A 26,271-nucleotide genomic window follows, 5' to 3' on the forward strand; every position below is an offset into this window, starting at 1 on the left:
ACGTCACTTGTAGTACATGCGGCGCACGACGTCGGCCTCGGTGATGAAGAGATCACCGGTGCCGGGATCGAAGTGCACGTCCGTCGGCTTGTTGAACGCCGCCGCCGCGCCCACGCCTTCGGCGTGGTTCTGGTTGCCGGCCGTGCCGGCGATGGTGGACACGTTGAGCGACTTGGGGTTGACCTTCCGGATCACGAAGTTGTCGCTGTCCGCCACCAGCAGCTCGGCGCCGTCGCTGGTCACGCCGCGCAGCCGGTTGAGCTGCGCGACGGTCCCCACGCCGTCCGCCCAGCCCTGAGTCGAGCCAACGGGAGAGCTGACCGTGGAAGCGGCGGCGCTGTTGCCCGCGATGACCTTTCGCAACCGGTGGTTCTCGGTGTCACCCACCCAGATCTCGTTGTTGAAGGCTCCGAGCGCCCGCGGCGAGCTGAACTGGGCGAGGTTGCCCGGTCCGTCCGCGGAGCCGGCGCCGTTTTTTCCCGCCAGCGTCACGACCGCGCCGGTCTTCGGATCGATCTCGCGGACGGCGTGGTTGCCGGCTTCCACCAACACGAGCCGCCCGCCGACCAGCTCGAGCCCGCGCGGCGCGTTGAACTGAGCCGCCGCGCCGACGCCGTCCGCCACACCCGCGACTCCCTGCGTCCCGGCCAGCGTCTTCACCGTGCCGCTGGCGAGATCGACGGCGCGCAGGGTCTGGTTCATCGACTCGGCGACCCAGAGCGTCTTGCCGTCGGTAGCCAGGCCGCCGATGCCGCTGAAGCGAGCTGCCGTGCCGACGGCGTTCACGTACCCCGGCTGTCCCGGTTGACCGGCGAGCGTGCTCACGGTCGCGCTGCTGATCTCGATGCGCTGGATGGCGTCGCTCGAGCCGACGTAGACGTAGTTGCCGTCGCCGGTGATGGCGCCCAGGCTGGTGAAGCGCGCCTGCTTGCCGACGCCGTTGGCGTTGCCCGGTTGCCCGAACTGACCCGCCCAGTCGATCACGCAGCCGGTGGCGGTGCCCGGACAGGTCGCCGCGCCGCCGCTGCCCCCACCGGACGTTCCGCCTCCTGCCGTGGAGCCGCCGCTGCCGCCAGCTCCGCCGCCGGCGCCTGCCGCTCCTCCCCCGCCGGCGGAGCCTCCGCTGGCCGTGGAGCCGCCGCTGCCCTGGGCCGAGAACTCCTCGCCGCCGCAGCTCGTGGTGCCGAGACAGAGCAAGAAGAGCGCAGCGACCGACGGCTTCATTCCCGACACGCTACCCCCGACTATCGCATCTTCCACGCGCCCAGTCAGTCCGTAGAGTCCGTCAATGACATTGGTCAAGAGCGCGATCGCCGCTAACCTTCCGGGAATGAAGTCCGCCATCCGCAAGCTCCGCGCGCCGTTCGTCGTCACCGCGACCCTCGCGGGCGCGGCCACACTCGCCTGCGGCGGGGAGACCGACTCGTCCGCCGGGGGCACCGGCGGGAGCGGGGGCTCGGGCGCCACCGGCGGCAACGGCGCGACGGGCGGCAGCGGCGCGACCGGCGGATCCGGCGCCGTGGGCGGAAGCGGCGCGACGGGCGGCAGCGGCGGAGCACCTGGCTGCCCGGCGGCCCCACCGAGCTCGTTCGGCCCGTGCACGATCGCCGCGGGTGAGAAGTGCACCTACGAGATCCCCTGCCAGAGCGGCAAGCAGACCTTCATCTACACCTGCGCGCCCGAGCCGAGCTTCGCGCCCTGGCAGATCGAGCCGAAGGCCTGCGACCCAGCCAAGCCCTACGACTCGTGCCCCAACACCGACCTCTACTGCGGCAGCGGAGGCTGGTCGATCCCGCAGGGCACGAATCCGCCGTCACCCTGTCCCAGCGTGCCGCCCAAGCTCGGCGAGCAGTGCTACGCCGGCGGCTTCGGCGGAGTCTGGGAGAGCTGCGGCTACCCGTGCAGCACCGCCAGCGGCACCAGCGGCTGGACGGTGATGAAGTGCCTCTACAACCCCGATGGCGGTCCGAGCGCCTGGGAAGTCGGCACCGACTGCAAGTGACTCGCTTCAGCCGAGCAGCGCGTCGAGCGCGCCTGGCTCGTCCAGATCGCGGACCGCCAGCGAGGCACCGCGCGCTCTGAGCACTTCGAGCTCCTCGCCGCCGGTCCCCACCGCCAAGACCTCGGCGCCGATCGCCAGGCCCGCGTCCACGTCGCGAACCGTGTCGCCGATCACGACCACGCGGCACTCGCTCCGCGGACGACGGAGCCACGCCGCCCCCCGCTCGGCGCCAGCGCGGAGCAGCTCCGCGCGCTCCTCGTGGTCGCAGCCGAAGCCCCCGAAGGCGAAGCGTTGGTGGAGCTTGCCCCGGGAGAGCTTGATGCGCGCGCCCTCCCGCACGTTGCCCGTGCCGAGACCGACGGCGGTGTCGGCGGTGCGCTCCGCGGCGTCGAGCGCCCGTACGATCCCGGGGTACACGTCGTAGTCGCTCGCGGCGTCCACCTCGGCGCCGAGCAATGAGATGTAGATCGCCAGCAGGCGATCGACGGCCTGGTCGTCGTCTTCGTGTCCGACCATCCGCAGCCCCATCCGCACGATGGCCCGATCGGTCATGCCCGCGAAGGGGAAGCGCGTCGCGTCGCGCCGGCCGGTGGTCTGCTCGAACGCGCGCTCCATGGCGCGACGACCGGCCCCGCCGGTGGTGACCAGCGTGCCGTCGATGTCGAAGAGCAAGACCGTGGGTGCGCGCACGCGCTCCATGATAGCGTCGCCTGGCGCGATGGAGATGTTCCGAGAGTGCGGTTGGCCGGCCTTCGCCGTCTTGGGATTGGGGGTCGTGGCGGTGCTGGCGGGCTTGATCGCGCTCGCGGTGGCGATCTTCCGCCCTAAAGTCGGCCTGGTGCTCGGCGTGATGGCGCTGGCGGTCTCCTGCTCGGTGCCAGCGATGGGCGCCGGCGGCACGGTCATCGGGCGGGGTGCGGTCGATTCGGCCGTCTCCGGCGGCGGCGTCGATCCCGCGCAGGCGGAGCGGATCCGCCAGCTCGGCTACCAGGAAGCGGCGCAGTGCACCACGCTCGGCGCGAGCTTCGGTGCGCTGCCGCTGCTGCTGGCGCTCGTCGCGATCGCGGTGGGTGCGCTGCGCAAGAAGTCGGCGCCTCAGTAGCCTATGTCGTTCTTCGCTGGGCCGAGCGGCGGGTAGCCCGGTGGCGCCGTCGTGACCGGCACGGGGGTCGCGTAGGGCCTGCCGCCCGGCGTCGGCGGGCCGTAGGGCGTGGGCGCCAGGTCCACCATCGGTGCCCAGCCGGACGCTGCCGCGGTCTGGCCCGGCCCGCGACAGCGCACGAGCAGGCTGCCCCGCTCGCCGATGGTGCGCCCCAGATCGTAGCCCATCGGGCAACGCTCGCCGGCGAGCTCGTAGCAGCGCGCCTCGTTTCCGGCGCAGCTCACGTGGAACATGCGCGAGCCGTCGGGCCCGACGATGGGCGTGACCTTGGGCTCCGCGGCACAGGCCAGGGCAGAGAGCAGTGGCAGGCAGAGCATGAATCGACGCACGGCCGGAGCGTACCACGGCTCGTTCCTCTTGCAGCTCGTTCGCCCCCGGCGCACGAACTGCCAGATGAGCCTCGCTTCAGCGCTCCCACTTCCCTCGCGCTTGTCGGAAGCGCACGGCAACCCCATCCGTGAGCTGTGGGACCGGCTGAGCCGCGTACCAGGCGGCGATCGCTTGTTCACGCGCGCCGTCGGGCTGGCCGCGCCCTACACCGCTAGCATCGGCGCGCGCGTCGAGGTGCTCCGGCGCGGTCACGCCGAGGTCACGCTGCGGGACCGCCGCGCCGTGAGGAACCACCTGCGCTGCGTTCACGCCGTCGCGCTCGTCAACCTGGCGGAGCTGGCCGGCAACATCGCCCTGGCCTACTCGCTGCCGGACGACGCGCGCTTCATCGTGGCGGGGCTGGACATCGAGTATCTGGAAAAAGCCCGCGGGAAGCTGCGCGCGGTGGTGGACTGCCCCGTCCCGCCGAGCAGCGAGCGCTGCGAGTACCGGGTGCCGGTGGACATCCAGAACGCCGCAGGCCGCGTGGTCGCCCGCGCCACCTTGCGCACGCTCGTCGGACCCAAGCCTGCAAGCCGGCGCTAGTTCGTCTAGAATGTCCCCGATGCGCGCGCTCTCGGGCCTGCTGATCGTGCTGGCCGCAGCGTGCAGCGTGATCGACTCCGTCGACGGCTACGAGGGCCCGCCCCTCGGGTCCGCTGGCAGTGGCGGCAGTCCGCCCGACGCGGCCAGCGGGGGAACGGTCGGGGACGCCACCACGACCGACGCGAAGTGCAGCACGCCCGACGAGTGCGACGATGGGAACCCCTGCACCCTCGACGGCTGCTGGGGCAATCTGTGCACGCACGCGCCATCCCCTGGGGCGCCGTGCGCGGACGGGAACGTGTGCAACGGCGAGGAGACCTGCAACGCGCAGGGCAAGTGCGCGGCCGGCAAGCCGCTCACGGTGAGCGACGACGACCCCTGCACCGACGACGTCTGCGATCCGGTCAAGGGGGTCAGCCACACGCCACAGGCGAGCCCGCCCATGCAGATCCTCCAGTGCGGCAGCGTGGTCTGCCCCGCCGGGTATTACGTCAAGAAGCTCACCTGCCTGACGGAGTGTGGCCCCTGCAACCCGACCTTCTGCGTGAACGGCGTGCTCTGCGAGCGCGCCTGCGGCCCGAAGCTCTTCGCGTGCTGCAACAACGACTGCGGCGACGACTGCCCCCCCGGGTACACCGAAGCGGCGATCACCATGACGGGTGACTGCGGCTGCGGTCCGGGCAAGACGGCCACCTGCCAGCGCTGAGACGAACGTGAGCACCGGCCCTCGCAGCTACCGCTACTACGAGCTGATCATGGCGGCGTTCGTCTGCGTGCTCTTGTGCGCGAACCTGATCGGCGTGAGCAAGGTCACCGAGGTGACGCTGTTCGGTGAGACCTTCGCTTTCGGCGCGGGGAACCTGTTCTTCCCGCTGTCCTACCTATTCGGGGACATCCTGACCGAGGTGTACGGCTACGCGCGCTCGCGCCGAGTGGTGTGGGCGGGCTTCGGCGCGCTCGCCTTCGCGTCGCTCATGAGCTGGGTGGTGGTCCACCTGCCGCCGGCCGCCGGTTGGACCGGACAGCCGGTGATCGAGGCGGCGTTCGGCTCCACCTGGCGCATCGCGCTGGCCTCCCTGATCGGCTACTTCTGCGGCGAGTTCACCAACTCGTTCACGCTGGCGAAGCTGAAGATCGCCACCCGCGGCCGCTTCCTGTGGACGCGGACCATCGGCTCCACGATCGCCGGCGAGGCCTGCGACACGCTGGTGTTCTACCCGCTGGCGTTCTACGGCACTTGGTCGAACGACCTGCTCCTGAAGGTGATGATCGCGAACTACTGCATCAAGGTCGGCTGGGAGGTCCTGGCCACTCCGCTCACCTACCGCATCGTGCGCGCGCTGAAGGTCGCCGAGCGCGAGGACTACTTCGACACGCACACGCGCTTCACGCCGTTTTCGCTTCAGACCTGAGCGCCGTGTGCGGCTCGACCACCAAGAACGCTCGCGACCCAAGCTCGCAATTCGACCCGTGGATGGGCGGAAGCTCGGCGCTGGCTCGCGTCCACGGAGACAACGCACGCGATCTGCGGCACATGAGATGTCGGGACCTCGCGCGCGACGTGCGCTACCGGCATCATGCACGGCGCGAAGGCCAACCCGTGCTCGGGCATGTTGACCCATCAAGGCCCGTTCAGCGTCACGTTCTGAGCTCGCGCGTGACCGCCAGCGGCGCGTCGGAACCCACGTGGGTCAGAACGGATCTTCGACCTGCGCGAGGTCCCACAGCTCGAGGAACTTCTCCCGCACCCACGGGTCGAGGGACGAAGCCAGCTCGCGCGGGAGTTTCGCGCTGCGAATCAACTCCTGCACGTCGACCAGGTCCTTCGCGCGATGGGGCGCGACCAGCCCCGAGGCGAGCTTGAGCTCGATGTAGAGCGACATGGGAAGCAGCGCGAAGCGGGCACCGCGCACCGCAACGGCGGCCGGATCCGGGAACGCGATGGGTTTCGGCTTGTCGTCACCTGGAAAGCGGCCCGTGCTGAGCACGTCCACGTTCACCCCGAACTCGGTGTCAAACAGCTTGCCTGTGCCGGGCACGCGCTCCGCATAGCCCTTTCCGAGGTGCAGCCGCTTGAACTCTTGGAGGTCCTCGTCGCGCATCACCAGGTCGACATCGACCGTGACGCGCCGGTGGCCGTATTCGAGCAACGCGAACGCGCCGATGATTGCGTACGGCAATCCGTCTGCTTCCAACAGCGCGGTCAACTTGTAGAGGGCCTTGTGTGCTTCGGACTCTCCCACGAAGAACCTCCCGCAGTACTCGACGCCGGCTACGAAGCGTGCCTCTGCTTCCGCCGGCAGCGAGCCCTCACCCCATGATCGCGCCGACTGCGAACCCATGCACGCAGCCTAGCATGGAGAGAGCTGCGGCTTTCGCGGGCTCGGCCGCTGAACGAGCACCCTCGCGACGTGCTGCTGCGGCATGCGTTGCAGGAGGTCCACTGGGGCGAGTGCCGAAGGCCACGCAAAGCGCGACGCCCGAGTGCGTCAAAGCCGGCGGCGTGCACTCCTTCACCGGCGACGCGACCCACCTGTTCTTGACCGACAGCGCCGGTCACGTGGTCCGGCTTCCGAAGCAGGGGGGAGCCGAGGTCGAGATCTGGAGCCAACCCCAAGCCGACGCCGTGGCCTTGAACGATGGCGCCGTGGTCGTCGGCCAACGGCAGCGGGAGTGAGCGCGAAGCGGCTCGCACAGTACGGGCAGGCCATCTCCGAGGCCACGCCCGCGACCGGGAAGATGCCCCCGCAGTGCGGGCAAGGAATGCTGCGCGCCTGCATCCGGCCGCCAAGCCATCACGGGAGCCCTCACCGTACCTGCGAGCTCGCGCCCCCTCCGAAGCCCACCGGACCCGACAGCGAGCCCGACGTCGGGTGTCATGCGATTTTCGCGTTCCGCGCAGCCCGAAATTAGGGAGTCTGTGGGGCTCCTTGAGAACAGGATCGAGCAAGCTGAGCGGATGCGCCCTCACCTAGCTTGGCCGCGTTGCTGCCACAGCACGACCCTCGGCCGAAGCGTGCTGGCCCGTTCAGGCCAAAGCGCCCGATCCAAGTACGTCGCGGATCCGCTCCAGCAGCGTCGAGGCGGCGTATCGATCCAGGAGCTCCGCGAGCTTGGGCCTCGCGTTACGCGCGGCGCGCTCGAGATCCGAGGCGGCGAACACGAGCTCGCTCTTGGCGCAGCCGAAGTGGACCGGACTCCGGAAGAACCCCTCGAGCTCTTGCACGGCGTGAGGCGGGTGTTCGAAGCGCACCTTGCTCGGTGCGAGAGGACCTCCGGTGAGGACGCGCATGCGTGCGCAGACAGTCGCGAAGAACGCATCCTGCTCGTGGGGATCCGTGCCCGCGACCAGCCGCACGATCCTGACCTCGCGACCGTCGCGGACGATGCGGATCGCTAGGGAATCCGAGAGCAGGCGATAGAAACGAGCGATGCGCTCGATCGCGTCGCCCAACGTGCTGCTGAAGTACACTGCGTAGTCGAGCACCTCGAACTCGCCTTCCGCGGCGCGCTCTGCGAAACGGACGCCGAGCGCCTGATCGTCCGTTGCGCGCGCGAGCTCGGTCCAGGCGCGCTGGACTTTCTCGTCGGGGACGCGGGCGTCCAGCTCCTCGAGGAGCGCGCTCGAAAGCCCAATCGCGCGCAGCAGTTCCCCCGCGCCCAGACCGACCTTCTCCGCATGGGCACCGAGGCTTCTCAGGAGCACGACGGAGCTCGTGCGATGAAGGTCGGACGTGGACACGCGAGCAGCTCGACCGTAAGCCGGTCGCCTCCTCAAGTGAAGAGGTCGTGGAGCGCCCTCTTCTGCGTCGCCACGAAGCGGGAGAGCTTCCTGGCATGCTCGGCGTGGCGCGCGGCAGCGCGCGCTTCCGCCGCGTCAGCTTTGGCCTTGACGTTCGCGATCTCGTGGTCCCAGCTCTCCTGGAGCAGGCGCACGCGGGCCTCCAGCGCCGCGCGTCCGGCGTTCTGCTCCATGAGGAGCTCGTCCCGCTTTGCCAAGAGCTTGGCCTTCTCCTCGCCCACACTGCGGTCGATCTCGGCTTCGATTCGGTCCAGCGCATCGTTCATCGCCTGCCAGTCCGCCTTGATCCCGGCCACCACCACGTCGTCCGTCGCCTGGCGGAAGACGACGGTCCCGTGAGGCGCGACCGCTGCATCGACTGGACCCGTCGAATCCTCGTAGATGCTGGCGGCGACGACGTAGCTCCCGGGCTTCAGACTCGCGACGACAGGTCGCAGGAGCTCGCTGGCGAACTCCGAGTAGGTCAAGTCTCCGCCGACCGCCGCGGTCCCGCCCATCGTCCCCCCGACTGCCACGCCCGCCGCAGCGGCGGCAGCGGCGGCTCCCGCCGTGGCACCGGCCGCGAGCGCGATCGGTCCGCCGAGCAGGCCCAGAAGCGCGCCCGTGGACGTCGCCAGGGCTACAGTGCCCGGCGAACGGAGCCGGCGCTCTTCCTTGGCCGTGAACGTACCGCTGTCCGCCTTGAAGGTGACCGTGAACGAGTGGAGCTCGATCGTGCCCTCTCGGTCGAGCGCTTCGAGGGCCCTCACCACCTCGTACGCGGCGGCTTCACTGCTGACCACAACCAGGATTTCCTTGTCCATTTTCTCTCTCCTTGCGACGAGCGCGAGAGCAACATGGTCATGTTGTACCAGGTCGTCAAGTTGACAGAAGTGAGCACTATGAGCACACTGGGAGCTAGACGATGTCCACACGCCCTACCCCCCGCAAAAGCCGAAAGCAGGATCACCGGACGCGCGTCGGCCGGGAACGCAGCGCTCGCACCGAGACGCGAATCCTGCGGGCCGCGCTCGGGGTCTTCGGAGAGATGGGCCCGACCGCCCCCAAGATCGACGACTTCCTCGGCGCTGCCGGAATCTCCAGAGGAACCTTCTACAACCACTACGCGAGCGTGGAAGAGCTGCTCGCGGCCGCATCGGAGTGGGCGACCCGCCAGCTCATCGCGGCGATCGAAGGCAGTCTCGAGGGGATCGACGATCCTGTCCTCCGCTTTGGGGTCGGCCTGCGGAGTTTCCTGGCGAGGGCGAGGTCGGACTCGGGTTTCTGCAAATTCGTCGCGCAGGTGTGGACCCTTGGAGGACTCGATCTGCCGGAGCGCGACCTCAGGGCAGGCCTCCGTCAGGGCACCTTCCGTGCGTCCAGCCTCGAGTCGGCCACCGACCTACTCTACGGAGGGCTGCGGCAGGCGCTCATGCGTATGGCCAGCGGAGCCACGCCGCCCGACTACGGTGAGCAGGTGACCGAGCTCTACCTGCGGGCGCTCGGCACGCCCGCCCGCTACCTGACGGCGGTGTCGAAGTACCCGCTCCCCTCGTTCGAAGGTGCGTCTGGCTGAGAAGAAGGAGCTCGCACCATATTGATGAGATCCGTGTCGTGCGGTGGCTCAGCTCCGACGGCGTGAGCGGATCACCGCATCGACACCCGTGCCGGCGACGGCACGCGGGCGCTCCTCTGCGACGACCAACTCCCACGGCCGAGCGCCGGCAAGATCGAGCTCGGCGCGGACGCGCTACAGCGGCAGCGCGGCACGCGCCTTGGTCGCGCGCCTGTGCATGAACTCGGGTAGATTGTCGTGCGGATGCGACAACCACTCCTCTCCTGCGCGACCGTGGGCTTGCTCGTCGCACACGCCTGCGCGGGAGCGCGGGAGACGGGATCCCATGCCAGCCCAACGCTCACGCCGCGAACCGAGGGCAGCGTCGATGCGTCCCCCGGCGAGGCGCCGGCGGTGGTCGACGCTTCCGCGGGCGTGGGAGGCGACTCAGCGCGCGACGACGGTGCTGCCGCGCCTTCGCGCGATCAGGGCCCCGGTGCGGAGGCCGACGCACCTCCCGTCGAGCTCGAGCCAGAGAGGCCACCCGAGAAGCTCCGCTACCGCCCTGTCGGCGCGTGTGTTGACCCGGTGGCTGATGTCGAGCGCCGCGTGCGACCCGGCGGTACGCACCGCAAGCAGACGGACGATCACGACGGGCCGCGGGTCGTCATTCGGCGCGACCTGGACGGCGACGAGCAGGACGACCAGGTGTTGCTGGGGCAACCGACACTCGGCGGGGCGCACTTCGTCTACGTGATGCGCGGGCCGTGCGGTCACTATGCGGGACGCATCGACACCAGAGTACGGCTCGAAGTCGTCGGGGGATACTCCAAGGGGCTGCGCGCTCTCGGGGGGTTCTTCCCCTGCCTGCCGCACTGCTGTGAGCACTTGATGTACAACGAGTATCGCTACGATGGCGTGCGCTACCGCCGCGCGGTCGCGGAATCGCGCAAGTACCGCGATTGCCACCGGCCGTGAGGCGCGTGCAGCGATCTGGCAGGTCAGACGCTAGCCCGAGCGAAGCTACCGTGCGAAGCTCGACGAGCTGATGGGGCCGAGAAGTCACAGATCGGGTGTGATGCGATCTTCGTGCCACGCGCAGGCTGAAATCCGGGACTCTGTGGAGCCCAGGTAGGGGCCCTGGAAGAGCAGCCACCAGACCAGCGGCTTGACGCTCTTGAACCCCAAGCCTGTGCCCCCAATCGCGAACAGGTCGCCGTGTTCTCGTGCGCGGCCGGCCCCGGCGAGCACGTCCAGCCCTGGGAGATCTGGAAGCTGGGCAAGGCGTTGCGCGACGGCGAGCTGCCGGGCGGTGAGGTGGTGCGCGAGATCCGCGTCGGCTTCCCGGATCGCGAGTCGGCGATGCGTGAGCGGAGGCCGCTGCTCGACATCGGCGTGGTCGTGCAATGTTACGATGAAGGTGGCGAGCTGATCACTCGGAGCGCGAGACTACTCCGACGCGCCCGCGGGCTTCACGGCGTCTTCGCTCGAGGCCCCCGCCGGCGGCCAGCGCTCGGCGAAGACGCGGGAGAAGAAGCGCTCCAGCGCGCGGTTCAGCGCTTCCGGGTACTCGAGCGGGGTGTAGTGGGTGCCGCGCTCGATCTCGACGTAGTCCGCGTGGGGGATGTGGCGGGACAGCTCGCGCATGACGCTGGGCGGGGTGGCCACGTCCTTGGAGCCGGAGGTGACCAGCGTGGGCACCTTCACCTTGTCGAGCACCGGTCGCGCCGAGTGTCTGTCGAGCTCGAGCAGGATGCTGAAGTAGGTGCCGAGCTCCACCCGCGCGAGCTCCTGGGTGACCGCCGTCACGAACGGCGCGTTGGCGGTGGAGACGGCCAGCTTGTCCATCAAGAGGCCGGCGGTACCGCTGGCCAGCAGGCGGCGGGCGGCGGGGTTCAGCACGCGCGCGCCACGCACCAGCCCCGCGAGCGTGGCCCGGAGCAACGGCGCGGTGAGCGCGGGGCCGTAGGCCGTGCTGAGAACGTGCTCGAACGCCCCGTTGATCAGCGCCAACGCCTGGATGCGCTCCGGCATGCGTTCGTACAGGCCGAGGCCGAGCTGCACGCCCATGCTCCAGCTGCCCGTCACGAAGCTGTTCCAGCCCAGGCGCTCGACGATGGCCTCGGCGTCGTCCACGTGACGCTCGAAGCGGAGCGCGCTCCGGTCGCGCAGCCGCTCGGAGTCGAACAACCCGCGCTGGTCCCAGGTGACGATGGTCATGCGCTGGTGGAAGGCCTCGAAGATGTGCTTCCAGCACAAGAGCGGCGTGCCCAGGCCCGGGGTCAGGAGCCAGCGGTGCGGGCCGGTCCCGGTCTTGTGGACGCGCACGCCGGCGCCGTCCTTGGAGCGGATGGTGAACGACTCGACGGGCACCTCGATGCGCATGGGGCGTCACTCCGCAGGCGCGCGGTGTGCGAGATCGACGCTGACCACGCTGGGCGAGTCTGCCGCCTGGCGCACCGTCGGCGCCGTCGGGGCGCGCAGCCTCTCCAGCGGGTGCTCGGCGTAGAAGGCCGCGGCGTCCGCCTCGGTCCAGGGCTCGAGCCCCGCCCGAGCGAGCGCATCCCGCAGCGCCCGCGCGGACTCCGGCCGATCCTCGGGCTTCTTCGCCAGGCATGCCAGGATCACCTGCTCCAGCTTCTCCGGCAGCGCCTGCCCGAGCTTGACCGATGGCGGCACCGGTGTCTGGTGCAGGTGCTGGCTGCACACCTCCACCACGCTCTGCCCTTCGAACGGCGGCACCCCCGTGAGCAGGAAGTAGCCCACCGCGCCGAGCGCGTAGATGTCGGCGCTGCCGCTGACGGTGTCCGGCGACACGATGGCTTCCGGCGCCATGTAGAGCGGAGTGCCGACGATGGTGTTCACGGTGCTCAGCGTGGAGTCGGTGTTCGTCACGTCCTTGACCAGGCCGAAGTCCACGACCTTGACCGTGTCCGGCGCGCCGCCGCGTTCGCACAGCACGATGTTGGCGGGCTTCACGTCCCGGTGGACCAGGCCCTCTGCGTGGGCCTCGGCCAAGGCGCCGGCTGCCTGCGCAAGGACGTGGACGACCCGGCGCGGGTCCTGCGGCCCGGTCTGGTCCACCAGGTCTTGTAGGTCCACGCCGTCGAGGTACTCCATGGCGTAGTAGAAGACGCCGTCGGGAGTGCGCCCGTAGTCGTAGATGGACACGGTGTTCGGGTGCGTCAGGCTGCTGGTGTGCTGCACCTCGCGCTCGAAGCGCGCGATGGTCTGCGCACCCACCTTCTCCAGGGGCAGGAGCTTGATGGCGGTCGGCCGGCGGAGCAGCGCGTGGCGAGCGCGGTACACGGTGCCCATGCCGCCCTCGCCGACCTTCTCGTCGAGCAGGTACTGCCCGAGGCGGCGCGCCTCGGCGGCCTTGCTGCGCAGGCCGTAGATGACCCGGGAGGTGAACGTCGCGACGACGACGATCACCAGCGACCAGATGGCCGCGTAGACCGGCGCGGCGAAGTGAGCGACGGTGGACGGCGCGTGCCGGCCCACCACCGTGCCCACCGTCACGGCCGGAACGCAGGCGAGGCTCGTCACCGCCAGCGTCTGGAGGGGGCTCGACGGCACCAACACCGCGCGCAGGGTCAGCACGATCATCGTGATCAGCAGCATGACCAGGTCCACCCGCTCCGGGCGCGCGGTAAACTCGACCAGCGTCATCCCAGCGTAGGCGCTGAGCACCGAGACGGTGAGCGCCACGTCGGCGAACAGCAATCCTCTGCGACTGGGCCTGCCGAACCGGAGCGCCGCCCAGAACAGGAAGCCCAGGCCGATCGCGCCCAGGTGGATGCGATTGCCCGCGTTCTGGAGCACGCCGGCCACCGTGTATTCGTCGGCCAGCGCCAGCATCACGGAGTTCGCGAGCAGGAAGAACCCCAGCGCGACCAGCGCACCCACCAGCGCGAACAGCGCCACGCGCCCTTGCAGGAACGCCTGCTCGTCGGCGTGTGCGTCGGAGTCGGTGCCGAAGCGCAGCGCGCCGAGGAAGGATGGGCGAGGAGTCCTGGTCACGGCCCTGCGCAGTATATCGAAGCGTCAGCTCATTCACCCGCCTCGCGTCCGGAGCAGCTCCTCCCTCAGGGTCGAGGCGTCCCGTTTCGGCCGGTCTGCCGGGACCAGCCTGCCGAGCAGCGGCAGCGCGGTGGCGCGAAGCGCCTCGGGGAGCACGTTCTCGAAGTACTCCAGCGCCGTACCTCGCAGCGCCTCGTCACCGCTGCCCAAGGCCCGGTAGGCCAGGCCCAAGGGCTCGCGCTCCAGGACCAGCGAGAGCACCACCACCGCGTGCTCGATCGAAGCGAGCGCTGCCTGCCGGGCGGCTTCGTCGGAGGCCTCGGCTTCCTGGTGGCCCGCGCCGGTCCTGAGCTCGTTCTCCACCGCGGCGAACACGCGCTCGACCGGCGGCGTCAGCCCCAGCGAGGTCGCCTGGCGTTGGAGCGCGAAGGCCGCCTGCCGGCGCACCTCGAGCTCGGCGGCGAAGAGCGCGCTCGTCAACCCCTCGACGGCCCGCGGATCGGAGAGCGACTCGAGCACGCGTGGAATGCGCCTCCGCACCACCACGTCCAGCCGCTCGTCGAGGAGCGCGTCCACCAGTTGCCCGGCGATCTGCGCGCCCTGGCGCCGCAGCGCGCGCAGGGCGTCGCGCGAGAGGTCGTCGCTGCCCAAGAGCGCGATCACCGCCGGCACCAGCTCGGGCTCGAGCTGGTCCGTTCGCTCCAGTCGGGCGCGCGCGCGGGCGACGGAGCCCGACTCGAGGTCGTCGAGGGCGTCGTCCCGCTCGCTCGGCGCCTCGCTGTCCCGCGAGAGCGCGAAGCGCATCGAGAGCGGTGCCGAGCCGAAGCCTTCGTCGCGGACGTCCGGGGGAAGGCTCACGAGCGGGTCCTCCGAGAGCCGCTCCGGCGGCGGCTGGTCGGAGTCGCGGCTCTCGCTCGGCCGCAGGCGCTCGATGCTGGCGAGGAGCTTCTTGCGATCCAGCGCCGCCGTCTCGGCCAGCGTGCGTCGCGTCGTCGCGTCCAGCACGTCGCGCTCGCTGAGCCGCACGGCCCCGCGCTTGAGGCTCTGGGCGAGGGCCGTCACGTAGCCGCGGCTGAGCCGCATGGCGGTGATCAGGGACAGCACCGAGAACCCCAGCGCCAAGAGGAGCAGCACCCCTTCGACGTGGGCGACTCGCGGCAGGATCTGGAGCACGAGCCCGCTGCCGAGCGCCGTGCCGATGCGGTCGAAGCCCACGTCGATCAGCATCTTGGCCGGCCGCTTCTGCGTGCGGGGCACGGGCGTGTAGGCCACCTCGTAGGCGGCGCGGTAAAGCGAGCTCTGCACCAGCGCGTCGGCCCCGCGGGCGGCCACGGCGCTCCAGGACGCAGGAGACAGGAGCGCCAGGCCCGTGACCCCCAGCACCGTCGCCGGCAAGAGCGACATGGTGCCGCCCAGGCCCAGGCGTCCGAGCGCGGCTCGCGTCACGAAGGCCTGGATGGCGAACGAGGCCAGTCCGACTCCCATGTGGAAGAGCGCGAAGAACGCCAGGAGCTCGGGTCCCTTTGGGACGCGCGCGACCACTCTCGCGCTCATCACGTAGTCGAGCAACGCGCTCGTCACCGCCACCAGCACCACCAGGAGCGCGAGCTGCCTCAGGTATGCGTGCTCCGAGAGCACGTCGAAGCCCGAGCGCTTGGCGGCGCTTCGGTCCGGCGCCGGCTGGCTCTTCGCGCGCCGCGCCAGCATCGTCACCGGGATCACCGCGAGTAGGTTCAGCGCGCCGAGCACGATCAGCATCACGGGGACTCCGCTCACGCGGCCGAGCGAGAAGCCCAGGAGCCCGCCCAGCGCGCCCCCTGCGGTGCCGCCCATCGCCACCCGGCCCACGACGCGCTTGGCGGTGTGCGGGTCGAAGCACTCGTTGACCAGCGCCCAGGTGCCGGCGGAGAGCGTCGCACCCAGGAAGGCGACCTGAAGGTACAAGGCGATCGCTGCGATGGCCGGCGAGCGTGCGACGAGCAGCCACTCGACGCCACACGCTGCTGCGTTCACCACCAGCGCCACGGGGAGCACTCGCGCAGGGGCCCAGCGCGCCATGGCGCGCGCGGCCGCTACCGCGGCGATGAGCGACACGATCGCCGCCGCCGCCATCATCTCCGGGAGTCGCCGGACCTCGTGGTGCGAGAGAAACAGAGCGTCGCGGGCGGCCTTGGACCCGACCAGCTGGGCGACGGTTGCACCCGACGCGACGGCGGCCGCGAGGACGGCTCGGCCGACTTCCGCGCGACGGCCCTGGCCCATGGTTCGCGCCGAGGATACACGCCGGGTCGTCCCTGTCCCAACCGCGCCGTCTGCGCTGTCCCTGGGGCGGGCGCCGGGCCGGCGCTAGGCTCTCGTCCGAGATGGCGAGAGCCCCGTTCGTTCGAGTCAATTTTCAGCCGTCCGGTCCGCGCCGCCGGGTCAACGCCGAGGACATCGTGCGCACCCTCGCCGAGGAGGTCGGCGCCGGCCGGCTGCCGCGAGGCTCGCGCCTTCCGCCGGTGCGCGCGCTCGAGCACGAGCTCGGGATCTCCAAGAACACGGTTCAGGCGGCCTACGACGAGCTGTGCTCTCGCGGGCTGCTCCTGACCAAGGAGCGCGATGGCGTGTTCGTCGCCGAAGCGCCGAGCGCTGCCTGGGCTGCCACGCCGCTCGGCGCGCCCGCGCCGCGCTTCGGCGAGCCGGCCCTGGACCGCCAGCGTCTGCCGGAGCCCGACGTGCTGCCGCTCAGCATGGTGTTCATCGACCCGGAGCTCCTGCCGCGCGAGCGCCTGGCGGAGTGTTTCAAGAGCGTCTTGCACATCCCCGGGCTGCACGCCCTGTACGACGCGCAGGGATACGCGCCCCTGCGCGAGGTCATCGCCAAGCGGCTCCGCGGCCGCGGCATGGAGGTGAGCGCCGGCGACATCGTGATCACGACGGGCTCCCAGCAAGCCTTGGACGCCGTGTGCCGCGCGCTCACGCGCCGCAAGATCGCCACCGAGAACCCGGTTTACCAGCAGGCCAAAGCGCTGTTCGAGACTCTGGGCGCCGAGCTGGTGGGGCTCCGGCTCGATCCCTTCGGCGCGGTCCCGTTCGACGAGTGGCGAGCGGTCCTCGAAGCAACTCGTCCCGAGCTGTTCTACACCGTTACCAGCTTCCACAACCCCACCGGCCGCTCGTACTCGACCCACGAGCTCGTGCGTTTGCTCGAGCTCGCGAACGAGCTGGGCTTCGCGTTGGTCGAAGACGACTGGGGCTCTGACATGCTGTCGCACGAGGAGTACCGGCCGACGCTGCGCGCCTTGGGGGGCGAAAACGTCACCTACGTCAACTCGTTCACGAAGAAGCTCCTGCCGTCGCTGCGGCTGGGCTTCGTCGCAGGCAACGCGGAGACGGTTCCGGCCCTGGTGGCGGCCAAACGCGTCGCGACGCTGGGAAACCCCACGCTGATCGAGGCGGCGCTGTGCGAGCTGCTCGAGCGCGGCTACTACGACACGCACCTCGCCGGCATGCAGGTCGAGCTCGACCGGCGCTACGCCAGCTGCCTCGAGGCGCTCGACGCGCTGATGCCCCCGGGGGTGCGCTGGACCTCGCCCGGCGGAGGGCCGACGCTCTGGCTCGAGGTGCCGCGAAGGGTCGATCTCGATCGCTTGTCGGAGCGAATGCTCGAACGCAAGGTGCGCATCACGCTCTTGCCTCGGGCCTTCCACGGCGCGCCTCACTTGCACGGTTTCCCGATCGGCTTCGCGTTCCTGCCCACGCCCAAGTTGACCCGTGGCCTCGAGATCCTGGGTGAGGAGCTGTCGCGGCTCTTGGAGGCGGCGTGAACGTCGGAGCGGAGTCGGATCCCCTCGTCGTGTTCGAGGCCTGGTACGCGGAGAACGCCCGCACCGTGCCGAAGCACCCGGACGCGATGACGCTCGCCAGCGTCGGCCCGCACGGACGGCCGTCGCTGCGCACGGTGCTGCTCAAGGGCGTGGTCGCGGGGCGCTTCCGCTTCTTCACCAACTACGAGAGCCGCAAGGCGCGCGAGCTCGAGCAGAACCCGCACGCGGCGCTCCTCTTCCACTGGCCGGCGCTCGAGCGCCAGGTGCGGGTCGAGGGCAGGGTGGAGCGGGTGCCCTCCGCCGACTCCGACGAGTACTTCGCGACGCGCCCTCGCGAGAGCCAGCTCTCGGCGCTGATCTCGCCGCAGAGCCGGCCGATCTCTCGGGACGAGCTCGTGCGGCTGCGCCAGCGGGCAGAGGCCGACCTCGCCGGGGCGCCCGTGCCTCGCCCTCCGCACTGGGGAGGCTACGCGCTCGATCCCGAGTCGATCGAGCTCTGGGTGGGGGACCCGACTCGCCTCCACTTCCGCCACCTCTTCGTCCGAGAGGCGACCGGGTGGCGGTACCAAGTGCTCGCGCCGTAGACTGAGGGCGCCCGGGGGAAGGTGTCCCCGGGCATCGCGTAGGAAGCTCGCCATGACGAGATCCGCCTGGCTCGCCGCGTTCATCCTGGCCTCGGGCTGCGCGGGCGCACCCCCGCCGGCGAGCCAGGGGCCCAAGCTGACCGTGGTCGAGGCTCCGAAGCCCGCGGCCGAGAAGGCGCCGCCGCCGGAGCCCCGGCCGCTGCCGGTGGTGGCGATGGCGCTCACCATGTACGCCCACTACGCCGATGCTCACGTCGGCAGCGTGCGCGCGCGACCCCTCGACGAAAAATCGATCGCGAACGAGCTCGCCCCGCCGTGGAAGGGGCGCTTCGAAGCGGCGCTCGCGGCGACCGCGCAGCTCGAGAAGGCGGCTGGTCCGATGCGCGAGGCCCACTACGCGACGCTCGGCTGCATGGAACAGTGCGACGCCGCGGCCGCCAAGTACGACAAGCTGCGCGCGGCCTTCGACAAGCGAGCGGACCTCATCCGCCGCGCTCACGAGAAGACCGTGACCGCCTTCGAGAAGCAGCTCGAGAAGGCGCCGAGCGTAGCGCTCGCGCTCGCCGTCGCGCGACTGCAGATCGAAGACAGCCGGCAGTCCGACATCGCCAGCATGAACCAGCCGGCCGACTACGGCTTCGACTACGGGGAATTCTCCCCGGGCTGGGAAGCGGGCGGCTCGAGCCTCGCCATCCCCGCTCTCGAGCGCGCCAAGGAGCTGTCCGACGCGAGCACGGAGCTGGGGCGGGTCGCGCGCTACGCGCTCCTGGTGCAGCGCTGGGCGGCCGCCGACGCCGATGGGGCGCTGGGGGAGCTGACGCCGCTGCTCGCGAGCGCCCCGGCGGACCAACGCTACGAGCTTCACGCCCGGCACGGACTCTTGCTCGGCAAACGCGGTGAGCACCGACAGGCGGCCGAAGCGTTCGCGCGTGCGCTGGCCGAGCCCGAGCTGAAGGACGAGCCGGTGAAGCGCTCGGACCTCCGGTCGGCTCGGGTCGTGGCCGAGTACCGCGCGGGCCGCTTCCGCGAGGCGCTCTCGCTGGCGCTGGCGGAGCTGGATCGGACTGCTACGCAGCACCCGGTCTTCACCACGCGGAGGTCGCCGGAGCTCAGGCTGGCCAGCGACGCCGTCGAGCGACTCGGCGTGGACGTGGAGTCGGTGCAAGCCAAACCCGAGACTCAGGCGCGGGTGCAGAGCGAGCTCGCGCTCCGGGCGCTGCACCGACACGATCCGAAACGTGCGGCGGAGCTCGCTCTGCGGGCCATCGCGCTCGCGCCGAAGCATGCGAAGGACGGCTACTCGGTGCTGATCGCGCTGGCAAAGCAGAAGGGAGACACGGAGCGCGTCCGCGAGCTCGAAGAGCAGGAGCGGAGAGCTGCGCCCAGCTCCGGCATGATCGGCCTCCTGTCGGCCCTCGGCACGCGCGACCTCTCGCCCGAGCACGACGAGCGCAACGCGCTGAAGGACGACGCCAAGGCGGACGGCAAGCGCAACGTAGCGTCCTTGTTCCGGCTGTGCCTCGAGGCGAGCTTCTGGCGCTTGCCCGAGCGCGGCGGCAAGCAGGCCGTGGAGCTGGAGGCGACGCTCAAGGACGACGGCTCGGTCACTCTGGAGGTGAGCGGTGACGCCCCCGGCGACGTGGCCGAGTGCCTGCGCAGCATGGGCCCCAAGATCCTCGCGCGCGCTCCTTCGAGCATCAAAGCGCGCGTGGAGCTCGGCACTGCGCGCCAAACCTGGGGTGGAATGGACGGCGTGCTCGGTGGGCTCGCTGGCAGCAGCATCGGAGAGGCGTTCGGCGCCGGTGGGCTCGGACTTCGGGGCACCGGCGGCGGCGGCGGTACCGGCGAGGGCACCATCGGCATCGGGTCCTTCGGCCTCCGCGGGCAAGGCGCGGGCGCTGGCGCTGGCTACGGCCGGGGGGCGAAGCCGCCCAAGGCCAAGGCTCCGAAGAAAAAGTGAATGGTTTCGGAGTATTCACTGGGTCTGGTCCGGCCTCGCGAGCCGATCCACCCGGGTCGAGCGTCTGGGCTTGTGTGGGCCGGTCTGCGGCTCACCACAGGAGGATCCCTCAAGATGAATCTGCGTACCGCAACCGCTCTCGTTTCGCTCGTTTGCATCAGCGCCCTCGGCATCGCCTGCGGCGGAAGCCCGGCCCCCGAGGCGAAGGCTCCGGAAGCCCCCGCGACCCCCGAGGCGACGCCCCCGGAGACCCCCGAGACCCCCGAGGCTCCGGCCGCTGGCGGCGAGGAGAAGAAGGAAGAGGGCGGCGAGAAGAAGGAAGAAGAGAAGAAGTGAGCCGCAGATTCGGGCCCGCCTGCGGAGCTCGAACGCGATTCCCGAAGGGCGGCCAATCGGCCGCCCTTCTTCTATTTCGAGGGCCGAGTTAGGCTCTGAAGGACCGAGACTTTCGTTCACGGTTCTTCCCCAATGGCCCGCAAGCCAGCCAAGCCGGCAGAGCGTGGCGGCGACGCCGCGCGCCGCGCCGAGATCCTCGACGCCGCCGAGAAGCTCTTCCGCCACTACGGCCCGCAGAAGACCACCATCGGTGACATCGCGCGCGAGGCCGGCATCGGCGTCGGCAGCGTGTACCTGGAGTTCTGCTCGAAGGAGGACATCGTCGCGGAGCTGTCGGCGCGCCGGCACGATCGGGTGCTCGGCGCGATGCGGGTCGCGGTGGAGGGCAAGCGCGGCGCGCTGCGGCTGAGCGCCGCGCTCGAAGCGCGCGTCTCCGCGCTGTTCGAGCTGAAGTCCGAGGGCGCTCACTCCTGCGATCTGGTGCTCTGCTCCGTCACGAAGCGCTCTTACGCGCGCTTCCGCGACGAGGAACGTGCGCTGGTCGCGCGCGAGCTGGCCGAGCTCGGGGCTGCTGATCCGGAGCGGGCCTCGCTCTTGGTGGAGCGAGCCTTCGCGACGCTCAGCCCGCCGTGGTTGTTCGAGCTCGAGCGCGGCGAGGCCCTGGGGCTGTGTCGCGATCTCGCCCAGCTCTTGCTGCACGGCCTGCTCGACCGTCCGGGAGCCAAGCCGATGCGCCGGCGTTCGGGCTGAGCGCTTGCCCGCCTGGGGCCGCGACCCCAAATGAATCGCGCCGAGCGCCTTGACGAATCTGTGAACGAATTTACTTTCCGTTCATCGTTCACGGAGGTCCCTTGAAAATCCTGCGTTCGGGAGCCGCGCTCCCAGATTCCCCGCTCCCAGTCCTGCCCCTGCGCTCCGGCGTGCTGTTCCCCGGCTCCACGCTCGCGTTCAACGTGGGGCGGCCGCGCTCCCTCGCGCTCGTGCTCTCGCTGCACGCGGGCGATCTCGTGTTGGTCATGAGCCAGCGGCGGGGCGAGGTCCTCGAGCCGGGCTTCGCCGATCTGCATCCGCACGGCACGTTGGCGCGCGTCGTCGGGGTGGAGCGCCAGAACGAGCGCACCTACCGCGTCACCCTGGAAGGGCTGGAACGGTTCGAGCTCGCCGAGCTCGCCGGCGTCGAGCCGTTCTGGAGAGGGCGCGGTCGAGTGCTCGAAGAGGCTCGCGATTCGGAGGCCGAAGCGCGGCTCCTGGCGGAGGCGCTGAAGCGCGAGGTCGAGCGCACGATGAAGGACGCGGGCGGCGCCTTGGAACAGGTGCCGAGCATCGACGGCAAGCCGGGCCTGTTCGCCGATCGTGTGGCCGCCGGGCTCTTGCCCGACACGGACAAGGCCCAGGAGCTCCTGGCGACGGCGGACGTCATCAAGCGACTGGAGCTCGTGATCCAGCTCCTGGCTCAGGCCAAGACCCTGACCGAGCTGCGGAGCAAGATCGACAAGAACGTGCGCGAGCAGTTCGGCAAGAAGCAGCGCGAGGCCGTGCTGCGCGAGCAGCTCTCCGCGATCCGCCGCGAGCTCGGCGACGGCGACGAAGGCGGCGACGGCGAGCGTCTGAGGAAGAAGCTCGGGGAGGCCGAGCTGCCGGAGGAGGTCGCCAAGGTGACCGAGCGCGAGCTCCGCCGTCTGGAGGCCCAGGGCGGGCAGGGGCCGGAGGCCAACGTCATCCGCACCTACCTGGAATGGCTTGCAGACCTGCCGTGGAGCAGGCGCGCGGAGACGACGAACGATCTGGGTCGGATTTCGGCCCAGCTCGACGAGGACCATTTCGGCCTCGACGACGTCAAGAAGCGGATCCTCGAGCACATGGCGGTACACAAGCTCTCCGGCAACCCGCGCGGCACCATCCTGTGTCTGGTCGGCCCTCCGGGGGTCGGCAAGACCTCGCTCGGCCAGAGCATCGCCGACGCCACCGGACGCCCCTTCGTTCGCATCGCCCTGGGTGGCGCTCGGGACGAGGCGGAGATCCGCGGGCACCGCCGCACCTACGTGGGCGCGCTCCCGGGCCGCATCGTGCACGCCCTGCGCAAGGCGGGGAAGAAGAACCCGGTGATCCTGCTGGACGAGATCGACAAGCTCTTCTCCGGCTGGGCGGGGTCGCCGGAAGCCGCGTTGCTCGAGGTGCTCGATCCGGAGCAGAACAAGACCTTCACCGATCACTACCTGGAGGTGCCGTTCGACCTCTCCGAGGTGCTCTTCGTGTGTACGGCCAACACCCTCGACACGCTCTCCGCGCCGCTCCGCGACCGGCTGGAGATCGTCGAGCTCTCCGGCTACACCGACCCGGAGAAGCTGGGCATCGCCAAGAAGCACCTGATCCCGAAGCGCATGCGGGAGGTCGGCCTGGGCGACGACGCACTGATCCTGACCGACGGCGCGATCGGCGCCATCGCCGCCGATTTCACCCGCGAGGCGGGCGTGCGCCAGCTCGACCGGGAGCTCACCAGGCTCCTGCGCTCGGTCGCGCTCGACGTGGCGCGGGCCACGGACTCGGCGCCGCTTCGCGTGCGCGTCGAAGCGGCCGACGTGGGGCGCTACCTGGGCAAGCCGCGCTTCTCCAACGACGTGGCCGAGCGCACCGCGGTCCCCGGAGTGGCGACGGGCCTGGCCTGGACGCCCGTCGGCGGTGACATCCTCTTCATCGAGACCTCGCGCATGCCCGGCAAGGGCCGGCTGGAGATCACCGGCAAGCTGGGCGACGTGATGAAGGAGTCGGCGCGCGCCGCGCTGACCTACCTTCGGAGCCACGCCTCGGAGCTCGAGCTGGACGTCTCCGGCCTGGACGAGAGCGATCTCCACCTGCACGTGCCCGCGGGCGCGGTGCCGAAGGACGGCCCGAGCGCGGGGATCACCATCTTCACGGCCCTCGCCTCGCTGCTGTCCGGACGCAGCGTGCGCGCCGACACCGCCATGACCGGCGAGGTCACGCTGCGCGGTCGCGTGCTGCCCGTCGGCGGCATCAAGGCCAAGGTGCTCGCTGCGCACCGCGCGGGCATTCGCCGGGTCATCTTGCCGGAGAAGAACCGGCGCGACTACGAGGAGGTCCCCGCTGAAGCTCAGGCCGCGCTCGAGGTCGTGTTCGTGACCGACATGCGCGACGCGCTGGCCGCGGCGCTCGACGCCGGGCCCGCCCGTGTGTTGCTGGACCCGGGGTCTGCGACGACGAGTCTCAGCCGAGCGTCCTGAGCTTCGGGCCTCAGCCGATGCGCAAGATCATCAGCGCCGTGGCCACGTAGGCCATGGCCTCGATGGCGCCCATTCCCACGTTCTTGTCGCGGGCGATCTCGGTGTCCAGCGTGCCGCCGCGCAGCGAGAACGAGCCGAGCAAGATGGTCTGCACCACGAGCTGCCGCACGACGTACAGGCCCGCGCCCCACGACAGCGCCTTGCCGTAGGCCAAGAGCGAGTCGCCCCAGCCCGTGAACGTGCCCTCCACGGCCTGGCCGACGATGATCGCCACGCCGACGGTCAGGCCGGCGTAGCTGAGCGCTGCGGCCACGTTCCCGCTCTGGATCTCCGCCGCGTCGTCGTATTTGGTGAGCAGCCGGAACAAGAGCACCAGCACGTGCAGCGTGACCTGCGCCAGCGCGAAGAACACCAGCGACAGTCCCAGAGTCTTCAGATCGCTGCCGGCGACGGCGCGCGCCACGATGATGCCGGTGGCTAGCGAGTGGGCGCCGCCGGCGATGCCCGCCGCGATGTTGCCGGCCTCGATCTCGGCGTTCATCCGAGACTTCAGCAGCGCGCGCACGCCCATGCGCGAGGTCACGAAGAACAGCAGGAGCGCCGCGACGCCGAACGCGGACACCCAGATGACGTCGGCCTTCCAGCTCTTCTCCTCCATGCTGCCGGTGGCGATGTTCGCGGCGATCAGGAAGATGCCGAAGACGTCGCCGCCGTGGAGCATCGCGCGGGCAGCGTTGCCCTGCTCCAGGTCCGCTTTCACCGTCTGTTTCGGGGACAGCAGGCGGAGCCCGAGCTGGAACAACAAGAGCAGCACGAGCGTCGCACCGAGCGCGAAGGCGAGGCGGTACAGAGGACTGTCGGGTTGCATTGCGACGGCGAGCTTACCATGGGTCCCGTCCTTGACTCCCGTCGGGCCCGCGGTCGATGCTGGCCGGCGTCGTGGACCGCCCGCCGTTTTCGGCCGCCGAGCTCGGCTCGGTGCTCGCGCCCCTGGCGCAGGCCGAGCCCTTGCCAAAGGCGGCCTACACGGACCCTCGGATCTTCGAGCTGGAGCGAGCTCGACTCTTCGAGCGGACCTGGCTCGCCGTGGGTCGCAGTGAGGAGGTGGAGGCACCCGGCTCCTTCGTGCTCGCGCCCGTCACGGCCGAGGGCGTGCTCGTCGTGAGAGGCGCCGACCTCCGCCTCTACGCGCACTTCAACGTGTGTCGCCATCGCGGAGCGCTCCTGTGTCGAGAGCGAGCCGGGCGCGCCGAGGCGTTCGTGTGTCCGTATCACGCCTGGCGCTACGAGCAGAGCGGGCGCCTGTCCGCCGCGCCGGGCACCGACGGGCTGAGCCACTTTCGGCTGTCGGATCACGGTCTCTCGCCCGTGCGCGTGGCGGAGTGGAAGGGTTTCGTGTTCGTCAACCTGGACGCCGAGGCGGCTCCGCTCGCCGACGCGCTCGCGCCGGTCCCGGCCCACCTCGAGCGCCTGCACCTGGGCCAGCTCCGCCTGGGCCGGCGCGTGGAGCACGAGGTCGCCGCGAACTGGAAGCTCTTGATCGAGAACTTCCAGGAGTCGCACCACTTCCGGACCGTGCACCGCGCGCTCGAGCGCTGGACGCCCTTCGAGCGCTCGTCGAGCTTCATCGCCGACGGCGCCTGGCTCGGCGGCACGATGGAGCTCGTGGACGAGGCCGAGACCGTGTCGCTGGACGGGCAACGGCACGGCCGCCCGCTGCTCGGCGGTACGAGCGAGCTCGATCGGCGCCGCGTCTACGACTATTTCTGCTGGCCGAACCTCTTGTTGAGCGCGCAGCCCGACTACCTCTTGAGCTATCGCGTCTGGCCGCTAGGACCCGCACGGAGCCGCGTGACCGCCGACATCCTGTTTCACCCCGCCGCGGTCGTCGAAGGCTTCGAGCCCAGCGACGTCTACGAGTTCTGGGACGTCACCAACCGTGAGGACCGAGAGATCTGCGAGAGCCAGCAGATCGGCGTCGCGTCCCGGGGCTACGGCCGGGGTCGCTACGCGACCAGTGAGGACGGCACCCACGCCTTCGACGGGCGCATCGCCCGCTTCTACTTGGAGCAGATGGAGAGATGAGCCAGCTCTGGGGCATCCTGGGCAAGCCGTACCTCGACCTCGAGCCGCACGTGGATCTCGAGCTGCTCGGCGAGCTCGACGACGAGATCTGCGCGGGCCTGGCCGAGGTCGAGGTCGGCTACACCGGCGGCAGCCTGAAGTGGATGGGCGTCGCCGCCCCCTGGGTGCTCGACGACCCGTACGAAGATCTGGGCTGGGTCATCGAGCGCATGACCCGCGAGGAGCGGGAGAAGCTCGTCTCTCTCGCCGACGACCCCGGCGTCTTCGAGCCGGAGCGGCTGATGGAGTATCGCTTCGGGGACGAGACGGAGCACCCGCTGTCCCAAAAGCAGGTGCGCTGGCTGGAGTACAAGTTTGGCGTCTACTTCCCCTGGAAGGTCGTCTACCACCTGCTCGAGAACTTCCGCTGGGAAGACAACCAGAGCGGGCGCGGCAAAGAGTGGGATCCACAGGCCCTGCGCTTCTTCCCCAAGACGGTGGCCTTCGTGAAGTCGCTGCCGTTCACCGAGATCGGGCGCTGCCTGATCTTCGGCCTCTTGCCCAACGACCACGCCACCGTGCACCGCGACAGCGAGCCCGGGCAGAGCGTCGCCGTCGCGCAGTGCGTGAACATCTGCCCCCGCGGCGACAAGCGCTTCTTCCTGATCGACCCCGAAGGGGAGTCCCAACACTTCGTGGGCTCGCGCGTCTACTGGTTCAACGACATGGACTACCACGGTGTCGAGGCGGATCCGTGGTTCCGATACTCCATCCGCGTGGACGGCAAGCTCGACCCTGCGTTCGTGAAGCAGGTGAGCCGCGAGGCGCGGCTCGGGTAGAC

Annotated in this window: 27 protein-coding genes; 16 read left to right on the forward strand and 11 right to left on the reverse strand. The window is 70.2% G+C overall.

Annotation, left to right across the window (positions count from 1 at the left end):
* Window positions 1-3: 3 nt before the first annotated feature.
* The gene (locus HS104_31845) at window positions 4-1,224 is read right to left on the reverse strand and encodes a hypothetical protein (GenBank protein MBE7484546.1); all 1,221 of its coding nucleotides are present in this window, start codon (window positions 1,222-1,224) and stop codon (window positions 4-6) included.
* 106 nt (window positions 1,225-1,330) lie between these two features.
* Between HS104_31845 and HS104_31850 the strand changes: the two genes are divergently transcribed.
* Window positions 1,331-2,002 carry a hypothetical protein gene (locus HS104_31850; protein MBE7484547.1) on the forward strand — a complete coding sequence of 224 codons (672 nt, stop codon included), beginning with the start codon at window positions 1,331-1,333 and terminating at the stop codon, window positions 2,000-2,002.
* Between the two features lie 6 nt (window positions 2,003-2,008).
* Here HS104_31850 and HS104_31855 read toward each other — a convergent pair whose 3' ends face one another.
* Window positions 2,009-2,701 carry a haloacid dehalogenase-like hydrolase gene (locus HS104_31855; GenBank protein MBE7484548.1) on the reverse strand — a complete coding sequence of 231 codons (693 nt, stop codon included), beginning with the start codon at window positions 2,699-2,701 and terminating at the stop codon, window positions 2,009-2,011.
* A 76-nt stretch (window positions 2,702-2,777) separates the two neighbouring features.
* Between HS104_31855 and HS104_31860 the strand changes: the two genes are divergently transcribed.
* Window positions 2,778-3,104 (forward strand): hypothetical protein, encoded by a 327-nt coding sequence (locus tag HS104_31860; GenBank protein MBE7484549.1) that lies wholly within the window; start codon window positions 2,778-2,780, stop codon window positions 3,102-3,104.
* Here the strand turns inward: HS104_31860 and HS104_31865 are convergent.
* Complete coding sequence (locus tag HS104_31865) at window positions 3,098-3,493, reverse strand: hypothetical protein (protein MBE7484550.1); 396 nt, start codon at window positions 3,491-3,493, stop codon at window positions 3,098-3,100. The genes HS104_31860 and HS104_31865 overlap by 7 nt on opposite strands.
* A gap of 64 nt (window positions 3,494-3,557) precedes the next feature.
* Between HS104_31865 and HS104_31870 the strand changes: the two genes are divergently transcribed.
* Genes HS104_31870 through HS104_31880 form a run of 3 tightly spaced genes read left to right on the forward strand, consistent with a single transcriptional unit; the run spans window position 3,558 to window position 5,491 of the window.
* Entirely contained in the window at window positions 3,558-4,079 is a 522-nt protein-coding gene (locus tag HS104_31870; protein ID MBE7484551.1) for a DUF4442 domain-containing protein, read from the forward strand.
* A gap of 19 nt (window positions 4,080-4,098) precedes the next feature.
* Complete coding sequence (locus HS104_31875; protein ID MBE7484552.1) at window positions 4,099-4,785, forward strand: hypothetical protein; 687 nt, start codon at window positions 4,099-4,101, stop codon at window positions 4,783-4,785.
* Window positions 4,786-4,834: 49 nt separating this feature from the next.
* Window positions 4,835-5,491, forward strand: a complete 657-nt coding sequence (locus HS104_31880; protein ID MBE7484553.1) for a queuosine precursor transporter — start codon at window positions 4,835-4,837, stop codon at window positions 5,489-5,491.
* Window positions 5,492-5,770: 279 nt separating this feature from the next.
* On the opposite strand, the gene HS104_31885 is transcribed toward HS104_31880, so the two are convergent.
* On the reverse strand, window positions 5,771-6,286 hold the full coding sequence (locus HS104_31885; protein MBE7484554.1) for a hypothetical protein: 516 nt from the start codon (window positions 6,284-6,286) through the stop codon (window positions 5,771-5,773).
* 245 nt (window positions 6,287-6,531) lie between these two features.
* Between HS104_31885 and HS104_31890 the strand changes: the two genes are divergently transcribed.
* Window positions 6,532-6,756: a hypothetical protein gene (locus HS104_31890; GenBank protein ID MBE7484555.1), complete on the forward strand. Its 225-nt coding sequence runs from the start codon at window positions 6,532-6,534 to the stop codon at window positions 6,754-6,756.
* 351 nt (window positions 6,757-7,107) lie between these two features.
* On the opposite strand, the gene HS104_31895 is transcribed toward HS104_31890, so the two are convergent.
* Together HS104_31895 and HS104_31900 are read right to left on the reverse strand one after the other, a co-directional pair.
* On the reverse strand, window positions 7,108-7,785 hold the full coding sequence (locus HS104_31895) for an AraC family transcriptional regulator (GenBank protein MBE7484556.1): 678 nt from the start codon (window positions 7,783-7,785) through the stop codon (window positions 7,108-7,110).
* A 68-nt stretch (window positions 7,786-7,853) separates the two neighbouring features.
* Window positions 7,854-8,684 carry a hypothetical protein gene (locus HS104_31900; protein MBE7484557.1) on the reverse strand — a complete coding sequence of 277 codons (831 nt, stop codon included), beginning with the start codon at window positions 8,682-8,684 and terminating at the stop codon, window positions 7,854-7,856.
* Between the two features lie 224 nt (window positions 8,685-8,908).
* Between HS104_31900 and HS104_31905 the strand changes: the two genes are divergently transcribed.
* Together HS104_31905 and HS104_31910 are read left to right on the forward strand one after the other, a co-directional pair.
* Entirely contained in the window at window positions 8,909-9,436 is a 528-nt protein-coding gene (locus tag HS104_31905) for a TetR/AcrR family transcriptional regulator (protein ID MBE7484558.1), read from the forward strand.
* A 243-nt stretch (window positions 9,437-9,679) separates the two neighbouring features.
* Window positions 9,680-10,393 (forward strand): hypothetical protein, encoded by a 714-nt coding sequence (locus HS104_31910; protein ID MBE7484559.1) that lies wholly within the window; start codon window positions 9,680-9,682, stop codon window positions 10,391-10,393.
* Window positions 10,394-10,477: 84 nt separating this feature from the next.
* On the opposite strand, the gene HS104_31915 is transcribed toward HS104_31910, so the two are convergent.
* From HS104_31915 to HS104_31930, 4 genes are read right to left on the reverse strand one after another with little or no spacing between them, the layout of a single operon-like run.
* Window positions 10,478-10,822 carry a hypothetical protein gene (locus tag HS104_31915; protein ID MBE7484560.1) on the reverse strand — a complete coding sequence of 115 codons (345 nt, stop codon included), beginning with the start codon at window positions 10,820-10,822 and terminating at the stop codon, window positions 10,478-10,480.
* Between the two features lie 42 nt (window positions 10,823-10,864).
* Window positions 10,865-11,800 carry an alpha/beta hydrolase gene (locus HS104_31920; GenBank protein ID MBE7484561.1) on the reverse strand — a complete coding sequence of 312 codons (936 nt, stop codon included), beginning with the start codon at window positions 11,798-11,800 and terminating at the stop codon, window positions 10,865-10,867.
* Between the two features lie 6 nt (window positions 11,801-11,806).
* Window positions 11,807-13,438, reverse strand: coding sequence for a serine/threonine protein kinase (locus tag HS104_31925; GenBank protein ID MBE7484562.1), 1,632 nt, complete (start codon window positions 13,436-13,438; stop codon window positions 11,807-11,809).
* A gap of 33 nt (window positions 13,439-13,471) precedes the next feature.
* On the reverse strand, window positions 13,472-15,700 hold the full coding sequence (locus tag HS104_31930) for a hypothetical protein (protein ID MBE7484563.1): 2,229 nt from the start codon (window positions 15,698-15,700) through the stop codon (window positions 13,472-13,474).
* A 101-nt stretch (window positions 15,701-15,801) separates the two neighbouring features.
* Between HS104_31930 and HS104_31935 the strand changes: the two genes are divergently transcribed.
* From HS104_31935 to lon, 6 genes are all read left to right on the forward strand, one after another.
* Complete coding sequence (locus HS104_31935) at window positions 15,802-17,247, forward strand: PLP-dependent aminotransferase family protein (protein MBE7484564.1); 1,446 nt, start codon at window positions 15,802-15,804, stop codon at window positions 17,245-17,247.
* A complete protein-coding gene (pdxH, locus tag HS104_31940; protein MBE7484565.1) occupies window positions 17,244-17,831 on the forward strand; it encodes a pyridoxamine 5'-phosphate oxidase in 588 nt (195 codons plus the stop codon). The genes HS104_31935 and pdxH overlap by 4 nt, the downstream gene beginning before the upstream one ends.
* Window positions 17,832-17,883: 52 nt before the next feature.
* Window positions 17,884-19,791 (forward strand): hypothetical protein, encoded by a 1,908-nt coding sequence (locus HS104_31945; GenBank protein MBE7484566.1) that lies wholly within the window; start codon window positions 17,884-17,886, stop codon window positions 19,789-19,791.
* A gap of 114 nt (window positions 19,792-19,905) precedes the next feature.
* Window positions 19,906-20,127, forward strand: coding sequence for a hypothetical protein (locus HS104_31950; GenBank protein MBE7484567.1), 222 nt, complete (start codon window positions 19,906-19,908; stop codon window positions 20,125-20,127).
* A 132-nt stretch (window positions 20,128-20,259) separates the two neighbouring features.
* On the forward strand, window positions 20,260-20,877 hold the full coding sequence (locus HS104_31955) for a TetR/AcrR family transcriptional regulator (protein ID MBE7484568.1): 618 nt from the start codon (window positions 20,260-20,262) through the stop codon (window positions 20,875-20,877).
* A gap of 101 nt (window positions 20,878-20,978) precedes the next feature.
* Window positions 20,979-23,366, forward strand: a complete 2,388-nt coding sequence (lon, locus tag HS104_31960; GenBank protein ID MBE7484569.1) for an endopeptidase La — start codon at window positions 20,979-20,981, stop codon at window positions 23,364-23,366.
* A gap of 10 nt (window positions 23,367-23,376) precedes the next feature.
* Here lon and HS104_31965 read toward each other — a convergent pair whose 3' ends face one another.
* Window positions 23,377-24,234 (reverse strand): DUF350 domain-containing protein, encoded by an 858-nt coding sequence (locus tag HS104_31965; GenBank protein MBE7484570.1) that lies wholly within the window; start codon window positions 24,232-24,234, stop codon window positions 23,377-23,379.
* 71 nt (window positions 24,235-24,305) lie between these two features.
* On the opposite strand from HS104_31965, the gene HS104_31970 reads away from it, so the two are divergent.
* Both HS104_31970 and HS104_31975 read left to right on the forward strand, forming a co-directional pair.
* Entirely contained in the window at window positions 24,306-25,451 is a 1,146-nt protein-coding gene (locus HS104_31970) for an aromatic ring-hydroxylating dioxygenase subunit alpha (GenBank protein ID MBE7484571.1), read from the forward strand.
* On the forward strand, window positions 25,448-26,269 hold the full coding sequence (locus HS104_31975) for a hypothetical protein (GenBank protein ID MBE7484572.1): 822 nt from the start codon (window positions 25,448-25,450) through the stop codon (window positions 26,267-26,269). The genes HS104_31970 and HS104_31975 overlap by 4 nt, the downstream gene beginning before the upstream one ends.
* Window positions 26,270-26,271: the final 2 nt, after the last annotated feature.

Source organism: Polyangiaceae bacterium (assembly GCA_015075635.1).
GTDB lineage: Bacteria > Myxococcota_A > Polyangia > Polyangiales > Polyangiaceae > JADJKB01.